Source organism: Klebsiella sp. 2019SCSN059 (assembly GCF_021739525.1).
Classification (GTDB): Bacteria; Pseudomonadota; Gammaproteobacteria; order Enterobacterales; family Enterobacteriaceae; genus Klebsiella; species Klebsiella quasipneumoniae.
Genome location: NZ_JAKKOM010000015.1, coordinates 17304 through 41312, shown reverse-complemented (window position 1 = coordinate 41312; position 24009 = coordinate 17304). Strand labels below are relative to the sequence as shown.

The 24009-nt window shown below is 59.3% G+C and carries 21 protein-coding genes and 1 pseudogene; 4 read left to right on the top strand and 18 right to left on the bottom strand.

The window, feature by feature from the left end; translation table 11 throughout:
• Nucleotides 1-13: 13 nt before the first annotated feature.
• The 3 genes from glgX to asd form a co-directional block, all read right to left on the bottom strand.
• Entirely contained in the window at nt 14-1990 is a 1977-nt protein-coding gene (gene glgX / locus L2I46_RS16425) for a glycogen debranching protein GlgX (RefSeq protein WP_048335467.1), read from the bottom strand.
• The gene (gene glgB, locus L2I46_RS16420) at nt 1987-4173 is read right to left on the bottom strand and encodes a 1,4-alpha-glucan branching enzyme (protein WP_023291214.1); all 2187 of its coding nucleotides are present in this window, start codon (nt 4171-4173) and stop codon (nt 1987-1989) included. Before glgB ends, glgX begins: the two co-directional genes overlap by 4 nt.
• 238 nt (nt 4174-4411) lie before the next feature.
• On the bottom strand, nt 4412-5518 hold the full coding sequence (gene asd, locus L2I46_RS16415; protein ID WP_023291215.1) for an aspartate-semialdehyde dehydrogenase: 1107 nt from the start codon (nt 5516-5518) through the stop codon (nt 4412-4414).
• Nucleotides 5519-5621: 103 nt separating this feature from the next.
• Between asd and L2I46_RS16410 the strand changes: the two are divergent.
• Nucleotides 5622-5983: pseudogene (locus L2I46_RS16410) on the top strand (hypothetical protein).
• On the opposite strand, the gene gntU reads toward L2I46_RS16410, so the two are convergent.
• The 5 genes from gntU to L2I46_RS16385 form a co-directional block, all read right to left on the bottom strand.
• The gene (gene gntU, locus L2I46_RS16405) at nt 5980-7320 is read right to left on the bottom strand and encodes a gluconate transporter (protein WP_004202127.1); all 1341 of its coding nucleotides are present in this window, start codon (nt 7318-7320) and stop codon (nt 5980-5982) included. The pseudogene L2I46_RS16410 and the gene gntU sit on opposite strands and share 4 nt — an antisense overlap.
• Nucleotides 7320-7850, bottom strand: a complete 531-nt coding sequence (gene gntK, locus L2I46_RS16400; RefSeq protein ID WP_004202126.1) for a gluconokinase — start codon at nt 7848-7850, stop codon at nt 7320-7322. Before gntK ends, gntU begins: the two co-directional genes overlap by 1 nt.
• 180 nt (nt 7851-8030) lie before the next feature.
• Entirely contained in the window at nt 8031-9026 is a 996-nt protein-coding gene (gene gntR, locus L2I46_RS16395; RefSeq protein ID WP_023291217.1) for a gluconate operon transcriptional repressor GntR, read from the bottom strand.
• A 239-nt stretch (nt 9027-9265) separates the two neighbouring features.
• A complete protein-coding gene (locus L2I46_RS16390; protein ID WP_002920779.1) occupies nt 9266-9961 on the bottom strand; it encodes a pirin family protein in 696 nt (231 codons plus the stop codon).
• Nucleotides 9962-10082: 121 nt separating this feature from the next.
• Entirely contained in the window at nt 10083-11120 is a 1038-nt protein-coding gene (locus tag L2I46_RS16385) for an oxidoreductase (RefSeq protein WP_032454242.1), read from the bottom strand.
• 264 nt (nt 11121-11384) lie between these two features.
• On the opposite strand from L2I46_RS16385, the gene L2I46_RS16380 reads away from it, so the two are divergent.
• Nucleotides 11385-12026 carry a bactofilin family protein gene (locus L2I46_RS16380; protein WP_023291219.1) on the top strand — a complete coding sequence of 214 codons (642 nt, stop codon included), beginning with the start codon at nt 11385-11387 and terminating at the stop codon, nt 12024-12026.
• A gap of 240 nt (nt 12027-12266) precedes the next feature.
• On the top strand, nt 12267-12743 hold the full coding sequence (yhhY, locus tag L2I46_RS16375; RefSeq protein WP_072096665.1) for an N-acetyltransferase: 477 nt from the start codon (nt 12267-12269) through the stop codon (nt 12741-12743).
• A gap of 89 nt (nt 12744-12832) precedes the next feature.
• Here yhhY and ggt read toward each other — a convergent pair whose 3' ends face one another.
• Nucleotides 12833-14578, bottom strand: coding sequence for a gamma-glutamyltransferase (gene ggt / locus L2I46_RS16370; protein WP_023291221.1), 1746 nt, complete (start codon nt 14576-14578; stop codon nt 12833-12835).
• Between the two features lie 123 nt (nt 14579-14701).
• Between ggt and L2I46_RS16365 the strand changes: the two genes are divergently transcribed.
• Nucleotides 14702-15022 carry a DUF2756 family protein gene (locus L2I46_RS16365; RefSeq protein ID WP_102002951.1) on the top strand — a complete coding sequence of 107 codons (321 nt, stop codon included), beginning with the start codon at nt 14702-14704 and terminating at the stop codon, nt 15020-15022.
• 24 nt (nt 15023-15046) lie between these two features.
• Here L2I46_RS16365 and ugpQ read toward each other — a convergent pair whose 3' ends face one another.
• From ugpQ to livH, 9 genes are all read right to left on the bottom strand, one after another.
• Nucleotides 15047-15787 (bottom strand): glycerophosphodiester phosphodiesterase, encoded by a 741-nt coding sequence (gene ugpQ, locus L2I46_RS16360; protein WP_110238273.1) that lies wholly within the window; start codon nt 15785-15787, stop codon nt 15047-15049.
• Nucleotides 15784-16854, bottom strand: coding sequence for a sn-glycerol-3-phosphate import ATP-binding protein UgpC (locus L2I46_RS16355; protein ID WP_023291224.1), 1071 nt, complete (start codon nt 16852-16854; stop codon nt 15784-15786). Before L2I46_RS16355 ends, ugpQ begins: the two co-directional genes overlap by 4 nt.
• Nucleotide 16855: 1 nt before the next feature.
• Nucleotides 16856-17701 carry a sn-glycerol-3-phosphate ABC transporter permease UgpE gene (gene ugpE, locus L2I46_RS16350; RefSeq protein ID WP_008806976.1) on the bottom strand — a complete coding sequence of 282 codons (846 nt, stop codon included), beginning with the start codon at nt 17699-17701 and terminating at the stop codon, nt 16856-16858.
• Nucleotides 17698-18585: a sn-glycerol-3-phosphate ABC transporter permease UgpA gene (gene ugpA / locus L2I46_RS16345; RefSeq protein ID WP_236948043.1), complete on the bottom strand. Its 888-nt coding sequence runs from the start codon at nt 18583-18585 to the stop codon at nt 17698-17700. Before ugpA ends, ugpE begins: the two co-directional genes overlap by 4 nt.
• 106 nt (nt 18586-18691) lie before the next feature.
• The gene (gene ugpB / locus L2I46_RS16340) at nt 18692-20008 is read right to left on the bottom strand and encodes a sn-glycerol-3-phosphate ABC transporter substrate-binding protein UgpB (RefSeq protein ID WP_032454248.1); all 1317 of its coding nucleotides are present in this window, start codon (nt 20006-20008) and stop codon (nt 18692-18694) included.
• A gap of 271 nt (nt 20009-20279) precedes the next feature.
• On the bottom strand, nt 20280-20993 hold the full coding sequence (gene livF, locus L2I46_RS16335; RefSeq protein ID WP_004145133.1) for a high-affinity branched-chain amino acid ABC transporter ATP-binding protein LivF: 714 nt from the start codon (nt 20991-20993) through the stop codon (nt 20280-20282).
• Between the two features lies 1 nt (nt 20994).
• Entirely contained in the window at nt 20995-21762 is a 768-nt protein-coding gene (livG, locus tag L2I46_RS16330) for a high-affinity branched-chain amino acid ABC transporter ATP-binding protein LivG (RefSeq protein WP_023291227.1), read from the bottom strand.
• Nucleotides 21759-23036, bottom strand: coding sequence for a branched chain amino acid ABC transporter permease LivM (gene livM, locus L2I46_RS16325; RefSeq protein ID WP_004202111.1), 1278 nt, complete (start codon nt 23034-23036; stop codon nt 21759-21761). Before livM ends, livG begins: the two co-directional genes overlap by 4 nt.
• Entirely contained in the window at nt 23033-23959 is a 927-nt protein-coding gene (livH, locus tag L2I46_RS16320) for a high-affinity branched-chain amino acid ABC transporter permease LivH (protein ID WP_002920807.1), read from the bottom strand. The genes livM and livH overlap by 4 nt, the downstream gene beginning before the upstream one ends.
• Nucleotides 23960-24009 lie beyond the last annotated feature (50 nt).

Genomic DNA, 24009 nt, shown 5'->3' with positions numbered 1-24009 from the left:
GAAGCTTCAGGGCTTACGACCTTTGAAATACGCACACTCCGTGCGCGGGCCCATGCCAGACAGCCATGATGACCGGATTATCCTCTCCGGCGAATGGAGGAACGGCGCGCCATTCCCCCTCGGGTAAAACCATATCGACCACCTCTGCGGTGGCGTTCAGCGTGAGCAGCCAGCGATCCGACAACTGGATCTGCATACACGCTGCCCCCTGCTGCCACTCCCCGGCAGTCAGCGGCTGGGCATGGCGATTAAGCCAGCGGACGCTGCCATCCCCCTCCTGCCACCAGCGGTTGCGGGTGAGCGCCGGAATGCGCCGGCGCAGGTGGATCAGCGCCGCGGTAAAGGCGGTTAATCCCGGGTTCGCCTGGCGCCAGTCGAGCCAGGTCAGGGCGTTGTCCTGACAGTAGGCATTATTGTTGCCGTGCTGGCTGTGGCCCTGCTCATCGCCCGCCAGCAGCATCGGCGTCCCCTGAGCCAGCAGCAGCGTCGTCAGCAGCGCATGCACGCTGGCGCGTCGCCGTTCAATCACCGCAAAATTAGCTTCTAATCCTTCTATACCATGATTGTTGCTGTAGTTATTGTTAGTCCCATCGCGATTCTCCTCCCCGTTCGCCTCATTGTGTTTCTGATTGAAACAAACGCAGTCGCGCAGCGTGAAGCCATCGTGGGCCGTCACCAGATTGACCGTCGCCGATGGCGGCTTGCCATCACGGGCAAAGAGATCGCTGGAGGCCGCGAAGCGTTGCGCGAAATCCCCCAGGGAGACGTTTTGCTGCAGCCAGAAGCGGCGGGCGCTATCGCGAAAATGGTCGTTCCACTCGGCGAACAGCGGGGGAAAATTGCCCACCTGGTAGCCCCCCGGGCCGATATCCCAGGGTTCGGCGATCAGTTTCACCTGCGACAGCACGCTGTCGTGGCGGATAGCCTCGAACAGCGGCGCATCCTGGCGGAATTCCGGCGTCCGTCCCATCACTGAGGCGAGATCGAAGCGAAAACCGTCGACATGGCACTCATCCACCCAGAAGCGCAAACACTGGCGCGCCAGTTCCACTACCCCCGGGTGGCTGAGATTGAGCGTATTCCCGCACCCGGTCCAGTTGTGATAATCGCCATCTTCCCTTACCCAATAATAGCTACGGTTGTCGATTCCGCGCAGGGAGACGGTGGGACCTTCAAGATCGATTTCCGCGCTATGGTTGAGCACGATATCCAGAATCACCTCGATACCGGCGGCGTGCAGCGCCTTAACCGCATCGCGAAACTCATCCAGGGCGCGCGTCGGGTCGCTGGCATAGCGCGGATCCAGCGCGAACCAGGCCAGCGGGTTGTAGCCCCAGTAGTTGCTCAACCCCATCCGCTGCAGTCGCGGCTCGCTGGCGAACTGCGCCACCGGCAACAGTTCAAGGGCGCTGATGCCCAGCGATTTGAAGTAAGCGATCATCACCGGGTGGCCCAGCGCCTTATACGTTCCGCGAATGGCTTCCGGCAGCTGCGGATTAAGCAGGGTGAGCCCTTTCACGTGCGCTTCATAAATCACCGTTTCCCCCCACGGGGTACGCGGCGGTTTATCGCCCAGCCAGTCGTAACGCAGATCCACTACCTGCGATTTTGGCGCTATCGCGGCGCTATCGCGATGATCCGGCTGCCACATTCCGCCGTGCAGGCGCTCGTCGTCCGGCAGATCGCCCTCAACCCGGTGAGCGCAGGGATCGAGCAGCAGCTTGGCCGGGTTAAAGCGGTGTCCCTGCGCCGGATCCCAGGGGCCATGCACCCGGTAGCCGTAGCGCAGGCCCGGCCCGACGGCAGCCAGCCAGCCGTGCCAGATGTCGCCGCTGCGCGCCGGGAGATCGAAGCGTTGCTCGTTGCCCTGCTCGTCGAACACGCACAGCTCCACCCGCTCCGCGTGGGCGGAGAAGAGGGCGAAGTTCACCCCCTTGCCGTCATAGCTGGCGCCCAACGGCGCAGGCTTGCCTGCCGCGAGGTTGGTCATTGCGCCTCCCGGACCAGCCAGATCGTCGCCAGCGGCGGCAGGGTCAGGGACAGCGAATGTTCGCGACCGTGGCTGGGGATGGCATCGCTTTCCACCACCCCGCCGTTGCCCTGGTTGCTGCCGTGATAGTGCATTGAGTCGGTATTCAACGCCTCGCGCCAGCGGCCCGGCTGGTTGATGCCGAAGCGGTAGTCGTGGCGCGGCACCGGCGTGAAGTTGCTGGCGACGATAATCTCGTTCCCCGCCCGGTCGCGGCGCACAAAGACAAACACTGAGCGCTCGTGGTCGTCCACCACCAGCCATTCGAAGCCGTACGGGTCAAAGTCCAGCTCGTGCAGCGCCTTATGGTGGCGATAGGTATGGTTCAGGTCGCGCACCAGCCGCTGGACGCCGTGGTGCCAGTTGTCGCCGCCCTCCAGCAGATGCCAGTCGAGGCTGCCGTCGTGGTTCCACTCGCGGCCCTGGGCGAACTCATTGCCCATAAACAGCAGCTTTTTCCCGGGGAAGGCGAACAGCCAGCCGTAGTAGGCGCGCAGGTTGGCGAACTTCTGCCAGGCGTCCCCCGGCATGCGGTCGAGAATCGATTTTTTGCCGTGCACCACTTCATCGTGGGAGAGCGGCAGCACAAAGTTCTCGGTGTAGTTGTAGAGCATGCCGAAGGTCATTTTGTCGTGATGGAAGCGGCGGTGCACCGGATCGAGTTTCATGTAATCCAGGGTGTCGTGCATCCAGCCAAGGTTCCATTTGAACCAGAAACCGAGGCCGCCGCCGGCTGGCGGACGGGTTACCCCGGCGAAATCGGTGGACTCTTCCGCCATGGTGACCGCGCCCGGCGTCTGTTCGCCAAGGATGCGGTTGGTGTTGCGCAGAAACTCAATGGCTTCCAGATTTTCCCGGCCACCGTATTCATTGGGGATCCACTCCCCCGCCTTGCGGCTATAGTCGCGATAGATCATCGAAGCCACCGCGTCGACGCGCAGAGCATCGATGCCGAAGCGTTCGATCCAGTACAGCGCATTTCCCACCAGGAAGTTGCTGACTTCGCGGCGTCCGTAGTTGTAGATCAGGGTATTCCAGTCCTGGTGATACCCCTCGCGCGGATCGCTGTGCTCATACAGGGCGGTGCCATCGAAAGAGGCAAGGGCAAAATCATCCGCCGGGAAGTGGCCAGGCACCCAGTCCAGAATGACGTTTAGCCCGGCGGCGTGCGCGGCGTTGATAAAGTAACGGAAATCATCGCGGGTGCCGAACCGGCGGGTCGGCGCATAGAGGCCGGTGGGTTGATAGCCCCAGCTGCCGTCGAACGGGTGCTCGTTAACCGGCAGCAGCTCGAGATGGGTGAAGCCCATCCATTTCGCGTAGGGCACCAGCTGGTCGGCCAGCTCGCGGTAGCTCAGCCAGAAATTATTGTCGGTATGGCGACGCCATGAGCCAAGATGCACTTCATAGATAGAGACAGGGGCATCGAACTGGTTCGCCGCTTTGCGGTCCGCCGGCTGTTCGACTTTAGGCGGCAGGTCACAGATAAGCGAGGCGCTTTCCGGACGCATTTGCGATTCAAAGGCGTAAGGGTCAGCTTTGACCCGCAGATGGCCGTGGGCGTCAATCAGCTCGAATTTATACAGCTGGCCATTGTGCGCGCCCGGGACGAACAGTTCCCAGATGCCGGACTCTTTGCGGAATCGCATCGGGTGGCGCCGGCCGTCCCAGTAGTTAAACTGCCCCACCACTGAGACGCGACGGGCGTTCGGCGCCCATACCGAGAAACGGGTGCCGGTGACGCCGTCCATGGTGGCGGCGTGCGCGCCCAGCGTTTCGTAAGGGCGCAGGTGGGTCCCTTCCGACAGCAGCCAGACGTCAAGATCCTGCAGCAGCGGACCAAAGCGATAAGGGTCATCAATCAGATTCTGCTGCCCGTGCCAGGTGACGGCCAGCTGATAGCGAAAGGCGTTTTTACGCCGCGGCAGAACGCCGCTGAAGAAACCACGCGAGTCGAGGCATTCGAGCTTGCCGACTTTGCGTCCGGTTTTCGGTTCAATAACCCACACATCGGTGGCATCGGGTAATAATGCGCGCACTTCCAGCCCGGCGTCGGTACGGTGCATGCCGAGCACGGAAAAAGGGTCCGCGAAATGACCGGCGATTAGCGCATTAATCACGTCTCTATCGATATGATTAGACATGCTTTCATCCTGTTGTAAGTGTCGCTCATTCCTGTAACTGGCGACTTTTTTTGACCTGAACGGCGCAGCGCTTTCTGCATCCTTCTGCTCCGTCCCACCTTCAGGTAAGGAATTCCTTACTTAAAGCATAGCCAAGGCTGAGTTACCTCCGTGGGGAAAAATCTAACATCCGCGTTTACTCCTTGTATTACGCAAAAAAAAAGGGGGCTCGAAGACCCCCTTTCTGTTCATCCTGCGCTTACGCCAGCTGGCGAAGCATCCGGCGCAGCGGCTCCGCGGCGCCCCACAGCAGCTGGTCGCCAACGGTAAAGGCCGACAGATACTCCGGCCCCATATTCAGTTTACGCAGGCGACCTACCGGGGTGGTCAGGGTGCCAGTCACCGCGGCTGGGGTCAGCTCGCGCATGGTAATGTCGCGATCGTTCGGTACCACTTTGGCCCACGGGTTGTGCGCGGCCAGCAGCTCCTCAACGGTCGGAATAGAGACATCTTTTTTCAGCTTAATGGTGAACGCCTGGCTGTGGCAGCGCAGCGCGCCGACGCGGACGCACAGGCCGTCTACCGGGATAACGGACGAGGTGGCGAGGATCTTGTTGGTCTCCGCCTGGCCTTTCCACTCTTCGCGGCTCTGGCCGTTATCCAGCTGTTTGTCGATCCACGGGATCAGGCTGCCCGCCAGCGGTACGCCGAAGTTATCCACCGGCAGCTCGCCGCTGCGGGTCAGCGACGTCACTTTGCGCTCGATATCCAGAATGGCGGAAGCCGGGTCCGCCAGCTCTGCCGCGACGTGGTTGTGCAGCTGGCCCATCTGGCTCAGCAGTTCGCGCATATGACGCGCGCCGCCGCCGGAAGCCGCCTGGTATGTCGCCACGCTGACCCACTCCACCAGATCCTGGGCAAACAGGCCGCCGAGGGACATCAGCATCAGGCTGACGGTACAGTTGCCGCCGACAAAGGTTTTTACGCCGTTGTTCAGGCCGGCGGTGATCACGTCCTGGTTAACCGGGTCGAGGATAATGATCGCATCGTCCTTCATGCGCAGCGAAGAGGCGGCGTCAATCCAGTAACCCTGCCAGCCGCTTTCGCGCAGCTTCGGGTAAATCTCGTTGGTGTAATCGCCGCCCTGGCACGTGACAATAATGTCCAGTGCCTTCAGCGCGTCCAGATCGAACGCATCCTGAAGCGTGCCACCGGTGCTACCGCCGAAAGACGGCGCTGGCTGTCCCAGCTGGGAGGTAGAGAAGAACACCGGGCGAATGGCGTCGAAATCGCGCTCTTCAACCATGCGTTGCATGAGAACAGAGCCGACCATTCCGCGCCAGCCGATAAAACCAACATTTTTCATAACGTATTCCTGCGAGGTGTGTGCTGTTTGTGCCTGACCAGTTTCCAACTGGATTATCCCTCACCTTACAAAATGCAGCTAAAGTCGCAAGTGAAATTAATCAATGATTGCTGAACAATCAGAAAAGCAACTTATCTTGCACATTGTCCACCGTCGCTGGTCGTCGTCAAAGCGCAATGATTATCGGGGAAATCACCCAGGGAATGGAACATTTTCCGTCGCGATTTTATTGATCCTGATTATGGATTAAGCGCGAAATCCGCTGATTTTCCCCTTGCCAAAAAGAGGCAACAAACCCAGGTGCAGCAAGGCTTGCCGAAGGATACGAGCATCGTCGTAGCGCTAATAAGGGCGAGGAGCGGGAAGAGAAAAGAGGGAAAAAGCGCGGCTTATCGCCGGGAAGCCAGGGTAAACGGCGTTACCCTGGCTTTTGGCCACCCGCGAGCGGGTGGCGAACAGACTTAGCTCAGCAGCTGGAAGGCAATCATGCCGACAATCGCCCCGGTGGTGCCGAGGATGGTTTCCATCATCGTCCAGGTTTTCAGCGTCTGGGCTTCGGTGGCGCCGGTAAATTTACCGAACAGCCAGAAGCCGGCGTCGTTCACATGGCTCACGACAATCGAGCCGCCGGCGATACAGATAGACAATGCCGCCATCTGCGCGCCGCTGTAGTTCAGCTGCTCAATCACCGGCATCACCAGGCCGACCGCCGTCAGGCACGCCACGGTGGCGGAGCCCTGGATGATACGCACCGCCGCCGCCAGCACGAAGCAGGTAATGGCGATCGGCAGCCCCATACCGGTCAGCGCTTCACCCAGCGCCGGGCCGACGCCGGAGTCAACCAGCACCTGCTTGAAGACGCCGCCTGCCCCGATCACCAACAGGATAATGCCCGCCGGCTGCAGTGCATGACCGCAGATCTCCATCACCCGGTCTTTCGCCATCCCCTGACGTACCGCCAGGCCGTAGATCGCCACCAGGCAGGCTACCAGGATCGCGGTGAATGGGTGACCGATAAATTCAAACCATTCGTAAGCGGTCGACCCCACCGGCACAAAGCGCGCGGCGATGGTTTTCAGGCCTACCAGCACCAGCGGCAGCAGGATCAGCGACAGGCTGAAGCCGAAGGAGGGCATTTTGCCTTCGCCGAGATGCGGCTCCGTCACGTCGTCAGGAATATGCAGCTCAACGTAGCGGCTGATGAAGTTGCCCCACAGCGGCCCGGCGATAATCATTCCCGGAATGGCCGCGCACAGGCCAATCAGGATCATCCAGCCAAAGTCGGCGTGCATTTGCGACGCCAGCAGCATCGGCGCCGGTCCCGGCAGCAGGAACGCCGCGGCGGCGGCCACCCCGGCAAACAGCGGGATCACCAGCTTCACGAGGTTAGTGCCGGTATGGCGCGCCATCGAGAAGGCGACGCTGATCAGTAGCACGATCGCCACTTCGAAAAACAGCGGCAGCGCGCAGATGAGGCCGGCGAGACCAATCGCATAGTGCGCGCGATTGTGGCCGAAGGATTTGAGCATCTTGACGGCAATCTGATCGACCGCCCCCGTTTCATGCAGGATCTTCCCGAACATCGCGCCCAGCGCGACGACGATCGCCAGGAAGCCCAGCGTACCGCCCATCCCCTTCTCCATCGTCGCCGCGATTTTATCCAGCGGCATGCCGGAGAAGAGACCTGCGCCAATAGAAACCACCATCAAAGCCACGAAGGCGTGCATCCGCGCCTTCATGACTAAAAACAGCAGCAGCAATACCGAGCCGACTGCTGTTAAAACAAGCGTTAAAGTACTCACTAGTGACTGCCTTTGTTGATCACCTCAATGGTGCTGGCCACCACGCCTTCCAGCGGCTGGTCGATATCGACGATAAGCACATCGCTCTCGTCGGCGCCTGGTTCCTGCAGCGTTTCAAACTGCGTCACCAACATTTGGGTTTTGAAGAAGTGCCCTTTACGCGCCTTCAGACGGTTTTCGATCACCTCGAAGTCGCCTTTCAGGTAGATGAAGGAGAGGTTCGGGTTGCCCTTGCGCAGAATGTCGCGATAGCTCTTCTTCAGCGCCGAACAGACGATCAGCGACACCTTATTGGTACGCTGCATGGCAAACGCGGCGTCATTTAGCGCCTGCAGCCACGGGGTACGGTCGTCATCGTTGAGCGGCTCACCGGAGGCCATCTTGGTGATATTGCTGCGCGGATGCAGAAAGTCGCCGTCGAGAAACGCGGCATGCAGCTGATGCGCCACTTCGCTGGCGACAGCGGATTTCCCGCTGCCGGAAACGCCCATCAGAACGTAGACGTGGTGATCATGATTAGTCGTGCTCAAAGCATCCTCCCACCGGACAGGTACGCCGCGCCGGGGCTGACTCATTGAGCGCGAAGGCGGCGTATCGGTTAATTGTTACGGGTAACTGTTATCGGTAACATTGTCATGCCGGACCTGTGGAGAAGCAATATCCATTCGTGCCAGATGTGAATATGTGTGATCTACTTCAAACTTGTCAGTTTAAATTGATCCGCCCGGTGACAATGTGAAACCTAAATCTAACATCTTAGGGGTAATCGCTTCGCCACGAATGCGCGCCAGCAGACGTTCGGCGCCAATGCGCCCCATCCGCTCGCGCGGGGTCAGGACGCTGGCCAGCCGCGGCTCCATCACCTGGCCGATATCGTGGCCGTGGAAACCGGCTATCGCCATGTCGTCCGGGATCTTCAGCCCCAGGCGCTGGCACTCAAAGGCCGCGCCGACCGCGAGGTCATCGTTGGTGCAAAAGATGCCGTCAAGCTGCGGGTATTCGCGGCGCGCCTGGCGCATCAGCTCAATCCCGGATGAATAGGACGAGGACTGCTCCACCATCACGCTGTAGGGCGTCATGCCCGCATCGAGCATCGCCTGCTCGTACCCCTTCTGTTTGATGATAGTACGTTCATCAAGACGCGCGCCGAGATAAGCAACGTGGCGGTGGCCGCGGGCGATAATCGCCGCCGTCATCTGCCGCGCCGCTTCGAAGTTATCGAAACCGACCGCGATATCGAGGCACGGTGACTGGCTGTCCATTAGCTCCACCACCGGAATGCCGGCGACTTCAATCATCTTCAGGGTGCGGGGCGTATGGGTGCGTTCGGTGAGGATCAGGCCGTCAATGTTCCAGGAGAGCATCGATTCGAGGCGTTTCTCTTCCATTTCCGGCTTGTAGCCGTAGTGCGCCAGCATGGTTTGATAGCCGAAGGCGTCAGTGACGCTTTCAATCCCGCGCAGCACTTCCGAGAACACCTGGTTGGTTAACGATGGCAGCAGCACGCCAATGGCGCGGCTGGTGGCGTTGGAGAGAATGTCAGGGGCGCGATTGGGAATATAACCCAGTTCATCGAGGGCAACGGCAATCTTGCCACGCAGCGCTTCGGAGACCTGCTCCGGGTTGCGTAAATAGCGACTGACCGTCATTTTGGTCACGCCGACAAGATCGGCTACATCCTGAAGTACGGGTCTTTTCTTTTTCATCGTCCTGACTGTGATCAACGGGGAACATTTTCTCAGTTTATCACGGACAAAGCGCAACCTTCCCTAACATGAGGGAAGGCTACGCAATTTATTTATACCTATCATACTTCGAGTTGCATGCGCGTTGGCTTTCCTCGCTCACCCCCAGTCACTTACTTAAGTAAGCTCCTGGGGATTCTCTGCGTCGCCGCCTTTCTGCAACTCGAATTATTTTGGGTATAGACGACCTCAGATAACGATCAAACCGGCGGCAGATCGAACAGTAGGATTTCGCTATCGCTGTCGGCATGAACCGAAATCGCCTGCTCGTCCCAGATAGCCAAACCATCGCTGGTAGTGGCTTTGGTACCGTTGATGGTCACTTCGCCTTTGACGACCTGGATCCAGACGCGACGTTCCGCGGCAATCTGGTGAACCGACTGCTCATCTTTCAGCAGCGCCCAGCGATACAGCTCCATATCCTGATAGACCTTCAGCGAGCCATCCCGTGCATCCGGCGACAGCACCAGCTGTTTGCCCTGGGCGGCGTCGAAGCGGCGCTGCTCGTAGCGCGGGGTAATGCCGGTTTCTTCCGGAATAATCCAGATCTGGTACAAACGCAGACGATCGGTTTTGCTCGGGTTGTACTCAGAGTGACGCACCCCGGTACCCGCGCTCATGATCTGGAACTCGCCCGCCGGCACCTGCTCTTTGTTGCCCATGCTGTCCTGGTGCTCCACCGCCCCTTCCAGTACATAGGTCAGGATCTCCATATCTTTATGCGGGTGGGTACCGAAGCCCTGACCGGCGTCGATGACGTCGTCGTTAATCACCCGCAGGGCGGAGAAGCCCATAAAGTTCGGGTCGTAGTAGTTGGCGAAAGAGAAAGTATGCCAGGAATCCAGCCAGCCATGGTTAGCGTGGCCACGTTCGTTCGCTTTGCGTAAGTAGATCATGTTGCACCCCCATATGTTTTCGATGGAGTCAGTGTGGACCCATTTCGCCGACGATCATAGAGGGTGAAAATTGACTCCTCTGTTCAAAAAATATGAACAAGCGCAGAGGAGCCGACTGGGCTTATTTCACCAGAGTAATGGTGGCCGGTGAGGGCTGCTCAAAGCCGCGCTGCAGGATCTCCATATTGGTAAGAACGTCAGATTCCTTGACGTAATTTGGCTGGCCGTTGACGAGGGTGTCGTACAGCGCGTCGTAGACCCGACCATAGTCGCCGCTCTCCAGCGGGACCGCTTCGCGCACCGTCTCCCCCGCCTCGTTGACATACACCAGCTCGCCGACGCTGTCGTCCGCGCCAAAGCCCGGCTCGCCCGGCATGATATTGGCTTTCAGGCTGGTCTCCTGCTGGTCGATACCATATTTCACAAACGAGCCTTTATGGCCGTGGACGATGAATTTCGGGTAGTCGATCTGCACCAGGTGGCTGGTCTTAACGATGGCCTTCAGATCGCCGTAGAACAGCTGGGCCTCAAAGGTATCATCCGGGTTAGCTTTGTTGCGCAGCGAGCGCAGATCGTAAGCGACATGGTCCGGGCGGCCGAACAGCGAAATAATCTGGTCCAGGGTATGCACGCCAAGGCCATAGAACTCGCCGTTTTGCGGGCCGCCGGGGTTGGTCTCCGCCAGCGGACGGTAGTTGTCAAAATGGCTTTCGATCTCCACCAGTTCGCCAAGTTTGCCGCTCTCAATCACCTTTTTAGTGGTCAGGAAGCAGGAGTCGAAGCGGCGGTTCTGGTAGGGCGTCACCGTCAGGCCTTTGCTGTTCGCCAGCGCAAACAGGGTCTTGGCTTCCTCCAGCGTCGGGGTGAACGGCTTTTCCACCAGCACGTTTTTCCCCGCCTCCAGCGCCTTTTTCGCATAGTCAAAATGGCTGTCGGCATGGGTGCAGACCACCACCAGCCTGACCTGCGGGTCGTTTAATACTTCATCGAGATCGCTGGTGAAATGGATGTGGGAATACTGCGGCGCCTGCTCCTCGGGCTTCGCCCGACGGCGATAGATGTGCGCCACCTGCCAGCGGTCCTGGCGGTGTAACACGTAAGGAAGATGGTAGCGGGTGGTGCTTTTGCCGAAGCCAATAAATGCGCAGTGCAGAGTCATAACGCTGTCCTTAGTTAATGAGCTACCTTCAACCATAGCGCAAGCCGGGACATGACTTCATCCTCTCAGTCCGTTTTCCGTGAAGATTCGTCAAAAAAACAGGTCGCGTACCATCCATACGTAATCATTAACAACTCATTGATTAACAACAGATTAAATCGACATTTTTCGGTTAAATCTCTTGATCTCAATGGCGAAACTGCGGATAAGTGGAGGGCAAACCAGGACGTTGCTGATGACTAAAGGAGTAGCCAGCCGCTACGGATGGACAAACAGTATCTCGCCTTAAACGGCGCCCTTTTTTTCTGGCTTCTCGCGCTGATCGCCTGGTCTGTCGATGCGATCGTGCCGGCGCGCCTGGCGGCCGCCTGCGCACTGGTCGCCTTTCTCCTCCATAGCCAACGGAACAAAATTAACGCGATGTTTATTAAGAAAAATAAAACGGAACCTCAGACGTCAGAAGTGGCCACGCCTCCGGCAAACAACCCAGAATCCCAGGCGGTCGCCAGCAAAAAACAAGAGACTACAGTCATCGCCAGCGGGGTGCATTTCGTCGGCAATATTGTCGCCAGCGGCCATGTCTATATTCACGGCCAGCTTACCGGCAACATTGAGGCGAAAGAACATCTGATTAAGGTGATGCGTGAAGGTCAGGTCGAGGGCAACATCAGCTGCCGTGAGCTGATTATTGATGGCAAGGTTCAGGGCCAGTGCCGCGGCGACAGCATCACCATTGAGGAACACGGCAATCTGGATGGCACCCTCGCCTATCGCTCGCTGGCGATTAAAAAGGGCGGCCAGTTCACCGGCAGCGCCGAGGTGCTGGCCGCGGCGGAAAGCAAAAGTCATCTCATCGGCCTGGTTGCGGAAGACGGCGTGATGTCCGCCAGGCCGCAAAGCGCCTGAGGTAGCAGCAAAAAAAAAGCCAGCACCCGGCTGGCTAAAGTAATACTGGAAGCAATGTGAGCAATGTCGTGCTTTCAGGCTTTCCGCAAGGGTCTTCCTGAATGCAGGACAATAATAATCATTCTCATTCGCACTTGTCTATCTTTTTTTTGCAAAAAACGGCATTGACTCCCCGGCTGCCGTCAGAGATGGTGAAGGAGAATCAACCACCAAAAAGAGGACAAGGGAATGAGTGACATAGTGATACGCCATGCCGAACCGCGCGATGCTGAACCTTTACGTATGCTGATGGCGCACCCGGAGGTCTATCATGACACGCTACAGATCCCTTACCCCGCCATGGAAGCCTGGCAGGAGAAGCTACAGCCCAAACCCCATACCTTCCATCTGGTGGCGACGCTGGACGATCGGGTTACCGGGCATCTGTCGCTCCATGTCGAACCGCGCCCTCGTCGCAGCCACGTGGCGACCTTTGGCATGGCGGTTGCCGCCGGCCATCAGGGGCGCGGTATCGGCAGCGCGCTGATGCGCGAGATGATCGATCTGTGCGATAACTGGCTGCGCGTTGACCGCATTGAGCTGACGGTGTTCGCTGATAACAAGCCGGCGATTGCGGTGTACAAAAAACACGGATTTGAGATCGAAGGCACCGGCAAGCGTTACGCGCTGCGCAACGGTGAATATGTGGATGCATATTATATGGCGAGAATGAAGTAGCATGTTGCCGGGTGGCGGCTTCGCCTTACCCGACCTGCGTTCGTGCAGTGGTTGGCCCGGTAAGCGCAGCAGCGCCACCGGGCAACATATCAATACCCCGCCGTTAAATCATCCGGCGAACGCGGGTCGGAGGCGCCATACAGCATCCCGTCCGGCCCCACCATAATGCTCTGAGTGCTGCCCATCGCCTCTTTCAGCGCCACTTTCTGCCCTTTCGCCTCCAGCAGCTTCAGGGTATCCGGGCTAAAGCCTTTCTCCACCCGCAGCTCATCCGGCAGCCATTGATGATGGAAGCGCGGGGCGTTGGTGGCTTCTGCGACGTTCATCCCGAAATCGATGGTATTGACCACCATCTGCAGCACCGTGGTGATGATCCGGCTGCCGCCCGGGCTGCCGGTCACCAGCCAGGTTTTGCCGTCTTTCACCACAATGGTCGGCGACATCGACGACAGCGGGCGTTTTTTCGGCTCCACCGCATTGGCGTCGCCGCCCACCAGGCCATAGACGTTAGGTACGCCGGGCTTCGCCGAGAAATCATCCATCTGGTTATTCAGCAGAATGCCGGAGTCCCCCGCCACAATGCCGGTGCCGAAGGTGGTATTCAACGTATAGGTCACCGCCACCGCATTGCCGTCTTTATCGACCACCGAGAAGTGGGTGGTCTGGTTGCTTTCATAGGGCGCCAGCTTGCCCGGGCGGATCTGGCTGGAAGGCTTCGCCTTATTGACGTCGATCTCGGCGGCAATCGCTTTGGCGTAGGCTTTGCTGGTCAGCGCCTGCCACGGCACTTTGACGAAATCAGGGTCGCCGAGATATTCAGAGCGGTCGGCATAGGCGTGTTTCTCCGCCTCCGCCATCACCTGCATAGCGTCGGCGCTGCCAAAGCCATATTTCTGCAGATCGAAGTTTTCGAGGATATTGAGGATCTGCACGATGTGGATCCCGCCGGAGGAGGGCGGCGGCATAGAGTAGATCTCATACCCGCGATATTCGCCGCTAATCGGCGTGCGCTCCACGGCCTTATAGTTAGCGAGGTCGGCTTTGGTGATAAGCCCGCCGTGCTTTTTCATCTCGTCCGCGATCTGGTCGGCAATAGCGCCTTTATAGAAGGCATCCGGACCGTGCTCGGCAATCAGCTCGAGGCTTTTCCCAAGGTTCTTCTGTACCAGCCGGTCGCCCTTCTTCAGCGGCTCGCCGTTCTTCCAGAAGATCGCTTTACTGTTTTCGTGCTGCGGGATCACTTCGCTGCCGTAGGTCTTCAGATCGTCCGCCAGCGCATCGTTAACAATAAAGCCCTCTTCCGCCAGCTTGATTGCCGGGCGGATCACTTTGTTCAGCGGCATGGTGCCGTATTTTTCCAGGGCAAGAGAGAAGCCCGCCACGCTGCCTGGCGTGCCAGAGGCCAGATGCGAGGTGAGCGATTTTTTACTGTCCGGGTTACCCTGGTCGTCGAGGAACATGTCGCGGGTGGCCTGCTCTGGCGCCATTTCGCGGAAATCGATCGCCGTAGTCTTGCCGTCTTTCGTCCGCAGCATCATAAAACCGCCGCCGCCGATATTCCCCGCCTGCGGATGAGTGACCGCCAGCGCGTAGCCAACCGCCACCGCCGCATCGACGGCGTTGCCGCCCTGGCGCAGAATATCCACCCCGACGCGGGTGGCCAGCGCATCCACCGAGGCCACCATGCCCTGCCGGGCGCGCACCGGGTGGAATACATCCTCCTCTACGCCATAAGAGACCGGCGGCGGCGGCGGTGGACTGGCGGCGACGGTAAAACTACCGCCCGCCAGCAACGCAGCGATGACCACCTGACGCCAGATTGTTGTTTTTATCATTGTCTTACTCCTGATAGGTAGGTTTCATTCCCCGCTTAAGCCTGGTTGATAACTCCTAAAAAATCATTGTTATGGCGGATTCGAGGTACACTTAAGTGATCCCACGCACGGGAGGAGAAAACCATGAAAGCGATGTTATTTCTGGCGGCGCTGATGCCGCTCGGCGTTTTAGCCCAGCCAATCAATATTGATAACAACCCCAACCAGCCGGGTTACGTGGTCCCCAGCCAGCAGCGCATGCAAAATGAGATGAAGGTGCAGCAACAGCAGCAACAGAGCATGCTGAAGCAGAATCTGAACAATCAGACTCGCTCCCAGCAGCAGCATCTGCAAACCCAGCTGCAGACCAATCAGCAGCGCGCGGCGCAGGGCGGGAATCTCAATCCGCCGCAGCAGGTGCTGCCGAACAACAACGGAGGGATGCTGCGGCAGACCAACCCGTAAAGGCCAGCCGCCGCGCAGCGGTTATTAAGGCTGGAAATGGGGCCCGATGACGTCAATGGCATCGGTGCAGATGCAGTCTACGCCCCAGCGCAGCAGCTCGGCGGCGCGCTGGGGTTTGTTAACGGTATACACCAGGATATGCAGGCCGGCCTGTTTCAGGCTTGCCACCCGCCCGGCGTCCAGCAGCTTGTGGTTAAGGTGAATGGAGACGCAGCCCAGCCGGGTGGTCAACTCCCGCCAGTCCTCACGCCACTCATCCAGCAGCAGCCCACGCGGTAGCTCGGGGGCGGCTTCCTGCGCCGCTTCCAGGGCATCGATTTCAAACGACGACAGCAGCGGCGCGGCCATTCCCGCCCACAGCTCCCGCGCCGCCAGGGCCACCACGTTGCCGGTCTGCGGCCCAAGGCCGGTGGTCGGTTTAATTTCTATATTCGCCATCATGCCGTGACGGCGGCAGCGCTCCGCCACCTGGGAGAGCAGCGGCAGCGGCTCGCCCTTAAATTCACGGCTGAACCAGCTACCGGCATCAACCTTCAGCAGATCGTCCCATGGCAGCTCCCCCGCCACGCCCCAGCCGTTGCTGGTGCGTTCGAGATTATCGTCATGCAGCAGAAAGATCTGCCCGTCCTTTGACAGCTTGGCGTCAAATTCAATCATCGTGTGCCCGTAGCGAGCGCCGACGTCGATAGCCGCCAGGGTGTTCTCCGGCGCCAGTTTACCGCCGCCGCGATGGGCGACGATACGGGGATAAGGCCAGTTACTCATGCGCGTTGTCCTGTTTCACCATCAAAGAGGTGCAGATGTTCCAAAGGCAGATGCAGCCATAGCGTGCTGCCTGCCGCCGGGCGCTGCTGGTGCGGCAGCCTGACCACCAGCTTCTGTTCGCCCCAGCGCCCGTGGGCAAGGTTATCGGCGCCTAAAATTTCCAGGGAGTCCATCAGCAGCGGAATGCCGCCTTGCGCCTGCGAGCTTAAGATAAAATGCTCCGGGCGGATACCGAGGGTCATTTTACGCCCGGCGTGGCGCCGGTGCTCATGATTCGTCGGCAGCTGGATGCCGCCCGCCAGCTCAAAGCGACCGCCGTCATCGCTGATGCGCCCTTCCAGCAGGTTCATGGCCGGGCTGCCGATAAAGCTCGCCACAAAGCGGCTGGCCGGCTTCTCATACACTTCCACCGGGGTGCCGATCTGCTCGGCAACGCCTTTATTCATCACCATCACCCGCTGGGCGAGGGTCATCGCCTCCACCTGGTCATGGGTAACGTACAGCGAGGTGGTTTTCAGGCGGCGATGCAGCTGTTGCAGCTCAAGACGCATCTGCACGCGCAGCTTGGCGTCGAGGTTTGACAACGGTTCGTCGAAGAGGAATACCGCCGGGTCACGCACGATGGCGCGGCCCATCGCCACGCGCTGGCGCTGGCCGCCGGAGAGCTCGCGCGGGCGGCGCTTGAGCAGGCCGTCCAGCTCTAGAATACGCGCCGCCTCCTGCACCCGCTCGGCGATCAATCCCTTACCCATGCCGCGGATCTTCAGCCCCCACGCCATGTTCTCTTCCACGCTCATATGCGGATAAAGGGCATAGTTCTGGAACACCATGGCGATGCCGCGATCCTTCGGCTCCATCTCGGTGACCCGCTTGCGGTCGATCCAGATATCGCCGCTGGTCACCCGCTCCAGTCCGGCGACCATCCGCAGCAGCGTTGATTTCCCGCAGCCCGACGGGCCGACCATGACGATAAATTCCCCGTCCGCCACGTCCAGCGTCAGCGGTTGAATCACCTGGGTTTTGCCATCCCAGCTTTTGCTTACTGCCTGTAGTTTTAAACCAGCCATTTTATTTCTCACTATCGACCAGGCCACGCACAAATGCGCGCTGCATGGCTAAAACGATGACAACCGGCGGGATCAGGGTCAGCAGCATCGCCGCCATCACCTGATTCCACTGGGTAGTGCCTTCGCCGGTGGCGATCATGCCTTTGATGCCGGCGACGGCGGTGCCAAGATTCACATCCTGAATAATCAGCAACGGCCACAAATACTGGTTCCAGCCGTAGATAAAAGTGATGACGAACAGCGCCGCGAGGTTGGTTTTCGACAGCGGCAGCACGATGTCGCGAAAGAAGCGCATCGGCGAAGCGCCATCGATACGCGCTGCTTCAATCAGCTCGTCCGGCAGGGTCATAAAGAACTGGCGGAACAGGAAGGTGGCGGTGGCCGAGGCCATTAGCGGCAGCGTAAGCCCGGCGTAGCTGTCGAGCATGTTGAGATTGGCGATCACTTCCACCGTCGGGAAAATACGCACCTCGACCGGCAGCATTAGCGTGATAAAGATCATCCAGAAGAACAGGTTACGCAGCGGAAAGCGGAACCAGACGATGGCGAACGCCGACAGCATCGACACGACGATTTTGCCCACCGTAATGGCGAACGCCATGATGAAGCTGTTGAGCATCATCAGCCAGAACGGCGCGCTGTTGACGCCAACGCCGTTCACCCAGATGGTCTTCATGTTCTCCAGCAGATGTCCGCCGGGGATCAGCGTCATCGGCGTTTCGAACACCGATTGGTTATCCAGCGTCGCCGCCACGAAGGCGACGTACAGCGGGAATAAAATGACGGCGATGCCCAGAATCAGCATGGTGTGGCTGAAAATCGTCAGCCCGCGACGGTTCTCAATCATTGGTAACGCACCTTACTTTCAACGTAACGGAACTGCACCACCGTCAGGATAATGACGAGGAACATCAGCACCACCGACTGCGCGGCGGAAGCGGAAAGATCGAGCCCGGCGAAACCTTCGCGATAGATTTTGTAAATCAGGGTGGTGGTCGCCTGCACCGGGCCGCCGGCGGTGGCGGCATCGATCACCGGGAAGGTGTCGAAGAAGGCGTAAACCAGGTTGACCACCAGCAGGAAGAAACTCACCGGCGCAATCAGCGGCAGCGCCAGCCTGAAGAAGCGGCGGATTGGCCCGGCGCCGTCGATAGCGGCAGCCTCAACCAGCGAACGCGGGATCGACTGCAGCGCGGCGAAGAAAAACAGGAAGTTGTAGCTTATCTGCTTCCATACCGAGGCGAAGACCACCAGGAACATCGCCTGGCCGCTGTTCTGCGCGTGGTTCCAGTCGTAGCCCAGCTCGCCGAGGAAATGGGTGATCAGCCCGCGCCCGGGGTTAAAGAGGAAGATCCACAGCACCGCCGCCACCGCGGGGGCCACGGCATACGGCAGCAGCATCAGGGTCTGATAGAAGCGGCTGCCGCGCACCACGTAGTCGACCAGCGCAGCGAAAAAGAGCGAAATAAGCAGGCCGCTGACGGTCACCAGGGCGCTGAATTTGATAGTGGTCCAGAACGAGTCCAGATAGTACGTGTCATGGAACAGCGCCACGAAGTTATCCAGGCCGACAAACTGGCTGGACAGGCCAAACGGATCGACGCTTTGCAGCGAATACCACAGCGCTTCGCCCGCGGGCCAGATAAAGAAAATCAGCGTGATAATCAGCTGCGGCGCGACCAGGACATAGGGCAGCCAGCGCGAGCGGAATACCGGACGGGATGATGACATTGAGATTGGGTTCCTGAACAATGCCGGGTGGCGGCTACGCCCTACCCGGCCTACATAAGGCACATCGTAGGCCCGGTAAGCGCAGCGCCACCGGGCAAGTTACAGATTACGATTTGGTCGCTTGTTCGAAGCGGCGCAGCAGCTGATTCCCACGCTGAACGGCGGAATCCAGCGCCTGTTGCGGGGTTTTCTTGCCGGTCCACACGCTCTCCAGCTCTTCATCGACGATGGTGCGGATTTGCGGCATGTTGCCCAGACGCAGGCCTTTGGTGAACGGCAACGGCGGCTTGTTCAGCATCTGGCGCGTGGCGATATCGGCGCCCGGGTTCTTATCATAGAAGCCCTGCTGGCGGGTCAGATCGTAGGCCGCGGTGGTGATCGGCAGATAGCCGGTTTTCTGGTGCCATTCGGCGGCATTTTCCGGTTTGGTCAGGAAGTCGAGGAACTTCGCCACGCCGGTGTAGGTCTCTTTGTCTTTACCCTGCATCACCCACAGGCTGGCCCCGCCGATGATGGCGTTCTGCGGCGCGCCTTTCACGTCGGCATCGTAAGGCATCATGCCGACGCCGTAGTTAAATTTGGCGTACTGGCGGATATCGGCCAGCGAGCCGGACGAGGCAGTGGTAATGGCGCAATCGCCGTTATAGAACTTTTCGGTGGACTCGTCTTTACGCCCGAAGTAGCTGAAATCGCCCTTCTTGTTCATCTCTTCGAGCAGCGCGATATGCTTCACCTGCTCCGGCTTGTTGAACTCAAGAACCGCGTCGGTGCCGTCAAAGCCATTGTTTTTCGTCGCCACCGGCAGGCCGTGCCAGGCGCTGAAGTTCTCAATCTGGATCCAGCCCTGCCAGCCGCTGGCGTAGCCGCACTTCATTCCGGCGGCTTTCAGCTTCGCGGTGTAGGCCGCCAGATCCTGCCAGGTCTTCGGCGGCTGCTCTGGATCTAAACCGGCTTTTTTGAAGGCGTCTTTGTTGTAGTACAGCACCGGCGTGGAGCTGTTAAACGGCTGGGAGAGCAGATGGCCGGTTTTCGAATCGGTGTAATACCCGGCGACCGTCGGCACAAACTGCGATTCATCAAACGTGATGCCCGCCTCGCTGAACACCTGGTAGACCGGCTTAATGGCTTTTGACGCCATCATGGTGGCGGTACCCACTTCATACACCTGCAGGATCGCCGGCGCATTGCCGGTACGGAAGGCGGCGATACCGGCGCTCAGGCTCTGTTCATAGTTGCCCTTGTATACCGGAACGATTTTGTAATCAGGATTGGCCGCGTTAAAGCGTTGCGCCAGAGAATCCACTTCTTTACCCAGTTCGCCTTCCATTGAGTGCCAGAACGGGATGGTGGTAACCGCCAGGGCCTGACCGGCAAAAGCCAGGCTCAGCGCCAGTCCTAAAGCTGTATGTCGTAACGATATCATCGGTTATCTCTCTTGTTGTGCCGGATGCGCGATTTCACGCGTTTTATGCTCGCGGGGTAACATGACATGTTCGAATTACAGAAAAATAACTTTTTTATTACAAAAAAAAGATAGTAACGGGTCAGAGAGATGACAAGCCGATGAAAGGACGGGGGAAGTAAAGTGGGAGCTGAGACACGGATAATAGTTGTGCGATCGGCTCCCGGGGTCGGCGCAAGCGCCTCACCCGGGCTACAAACCGGCGAAGTGAATGACGCCGGGTTGCGATGAATTAACCACCGAGATAGGCGCTGCGCACCGCCTCGTTGGCCAGCAGCGCGTCGCCGGTATCCTCCAGCACCACGTGGCCGTTCTCCAGCACGTAGCCGCGATCGGCCAGCTTCAGCGCCTGGTTGGCGTTCTGCTCAACCAGGAAGATAGTCATCCCCTGCTCGCGCAGCTGCTCGATGGTATCGAAGATCTGCTGAATGATGATCGGCGCCAGCCCCAGCGACGGTTCATCCAGCAGCAGCAGACGCGGCTGGCTCATCAGGGCGCGGCCGATGGCCAGCATCTGCTGTTCGCCGCCGGACATGGTGCCGGCGCGCTGGATACGGCGCTCGTGCAGACGCGGAAACAGCTCATACACCCATTTGATGCGGGTCTGGAACTGATCGCGGTCGGCAAAAAAACCGCCCATCGCCAGGTTCTCTTCCACCGTCATTCGCGAAAAGACGCGCCGCCCTTCCGGGACGATCGCCACCGCCTCGCGCATGATCTTCGCCGTCTGCCAGTCGGTAATATCCTTACCGTCAAAGACAATACGCCCGCTGGAGGCGCGCGGATCGCCGCACAGCGTGCCGAGCAGGGTGGTTTTCCCCGCGCCGTTGGCGCCGATAAGCGTGACGATCTCGCCCTGTTTGATATGCAGGCTGACGTTGTGCAGCGCCTGAATCTTGCCGTAGTGGGCGCTGACGTTGTCAAAAGTTAACATCGCGTTTTCCATCTTATGCCTCACCAAGGTATGCGCGGATCACGTCCGGGTTATTACGAATCTCTTCCGGCGTCCCGTTGGCCAGCGGTGTCCCCTGGTTCACGACGTAGATGCGATCGGAAATGCCCATCACCAGCTTCATATCGTGTTCGATAAGCAGGATGGTGGTGTTGTGATGGTTACGCAGCTCGGCGATAAGCTCGTCCAGCTCTTTGGTCTCTTTCGGGTTCAGCCCCGCCGCCGGTTCATCGAGCATCAGAATTTCCGGCTGGGTGACCATGCAGCGGGCAATCTCCAGCCGGCGCTGGTCGCCATAGGCCAGGTTGCTGGCCTGCCGGTTAGCGTGCTCCAGCAGGCCGATACGCTCAAGCCAGGTGGCCGCGCGGTCCAGCGCTTCGCTCTGCGCCCGACGGAAGGCCGGCGTTTTCAGCAGGCCGGAGAAGAGCCCGGTTTTCAGCTGCTGATGTTGCGCCACCAGCAGGTTTTCAATGACCGTCATTTCGCGGAACAGGCGCACGTGCTGGAAGGTCCGCACCACGCCCATCCGGGCAATCTGCTGGCCCGGCAGCCCTTCCAGATGCTGGTCGCGCAGCAGAATGGTGCCGCCGGTGGGCTTGTAAAAACCGGTCAGGCAGTTAAAGACGGTGGTCTTCCCGGCGCCGTTGGGGCCGATCAGCGAGACGATCTCGCGCTCTTTGAGCTCCAGCGACACATTGTTGACGGCCAGCAGACCGCCGAAACGCATCATCAGGCCGCTGACGGATAATAATGGCTGACTCATGCCTGCTCTCCTTTCGCCTGACCGTTTTTCAGCTTCAACTGCACGCGCGTCATTGGCAGAAGCCCCTGCGGACGCCAGATCATCATCAGCACCATCAGACCGCCGAGCATTAACATGCTGTATTCGTTAAAGTCACGCATCAGCTCACGCGACACCACCAGCAGAATAGCCGCCAGGATCACCGCAAACTGCGAGCCCATCCCGCCCAGCACGACGATCGCCAGTACAAAGGCGGACTCGGCGAAGGTAAAGGATTCCGGGCTGACGAAGCCCTGGCGCGCGGCGAACAGCGTCCCGGCGAAGCCGGCAAACGCGGCGCTGATGGTAAAGGCGGTCAGCTTGATGCGCGTCGGGCTCAGGCCCAGCGAACGACAGGCGATCTCATCTTCACGCAGCGCTTCCCACGCCCGACCCAGCGGCATCCGCAGCAGGCGGTTGATAACGAACAGGCTCAGCACCACCAGCAGCAGCGCCACCAGATAGAGGAAAATGACCCGGTCGGAGGGATCGTATTTGACGCCGAAGAAGTTGCTGAAGGTATCCCAGCCGCCTTCGCGGGCGCTGCGGCTGAATTCGAGGCCAAAGAAGGTCGGTTTCGGGATCTGGCTGATGCCGTTTGGCCCGCCGGTGATTTCGGTATTGTTGAGCAGCAGAATACGCACGATCTCGCCGAAGCCTAAGGTCACGATCGCCAGGTAGTCGCCGCGCAGACGCAGCACCGGGAAGCCAAGCAGGAAGCCAGCCGCCGCGGAGACCAGGCCGGCCAGCGGCAGACAGGTCCAGAAGCCGAGACCGTAATAGTGGTTCAGCAGCGCGAAGGTATACGCGCCGATGGCGTAGAACCCGCCGTAGCCCAGGACCAGCAGGCCGGAAAGGCCGACCACCACGTTCAGCCCAAGGCCGAGAATGATATAGATCATCGTCAGGGTGGCGATATCCACCGTACCGCGCGACACCATAAACGGCCAGGCCACGGCAATCACCAGCAGGGCTATCAGGAACAACTTCTGCTTCACCGTCGAGCCGTCAATCGCCGGCATAATAAACTTCGGCCCGGAGACGTTCTTAACCGCTTTCTGAAACAGCGGCCGCAGCAGCTGGAAGAAAAAGACCACCGCGGTGCCGATGAAGATCCACTGCCAACGAATATCGGCGGCGGTATCCACCACCAGTTTGGTGCCGTTCAGCTCCAGCTGCACGCCCATAAAGACGCCCGCCAGAATGAAGAACATCGCAGCAGAGAGCAGCGCCATTGCAATTTGCATCGGTTTCATACTTTTTCCACCTCCGGGCGGCCCAGAATGCCGGTCGGCATCACTAACAGCACCAGAATCAGCAGCGCAAAGGAAACCACGTCCTTATATTCGGTGCTGAGATAGGCAGAAGAGAGCGCCTCGGCAATACCCAGGATCAGGCCGCCGATCATCGCGCCGGGGATACTGCCGATACCGCCGAGCACGGCGGCGGTGAAGGCCTTCATCCCGGCCATAAAGCCGATGTAGGGGTTAATCACGCCGTAGAACTGACCCAGCAGCACGCCCGCCACCGCCGCCATCGCTGCGCCGATGACAAAGGTCAGGGCAATGACGCGATCGGTGTTAATGCCGAGCAGGCTCGCCATTTTCAGGTCTTCGGCACAGGCGCGGCAGGCGCGCCCCATCCGCGAGTAGCGAATGAACAGCGTCAGGGCCAGCATGGCGATAAAGGTCACCACCCAGATCACCAGCTGCATGGTGGTGATCGTCGCGGAGAAGCTGTCGCTGTGGCCGACGACCCACTGGCCGTTAAACAGGCTCGGCAGCGCCACGTCGCGGGAGCCCTGGGTCAGGCTGACGTAGTTCTGCAGGAAGATAGACATCCCGATAGCGGAGATCAGCGCAATCAGACGCTTGGAATTACGCACCGGCCGATAGGCCACGCGCTCAATGCTCCAGCCGTAGGCGCTGGCAATCACAATGGCGCCCACGAAGCCGGCGGCGACCAGCAGCCAGCTGGTGTCGATACCCATCATCATCAGCGCGGCGATGATCATGAAGGAGACATAGCTGCCAATCATGTAGACCTCGCCATGGGCGAAGTTGATCATGCCGATAATGCCGTACACCATCGTATAGCCGATGGCGATCAGCGCGTAGGTACTGCCCAGCGTGACGCCGTTAAACATCTGCTGCAGAAAATAGAGAAACTGCTCGGACATAAGGTAACCTTTTTCAAACCGCCCGCGGCTCGCGGGCGGAGGGATAACTC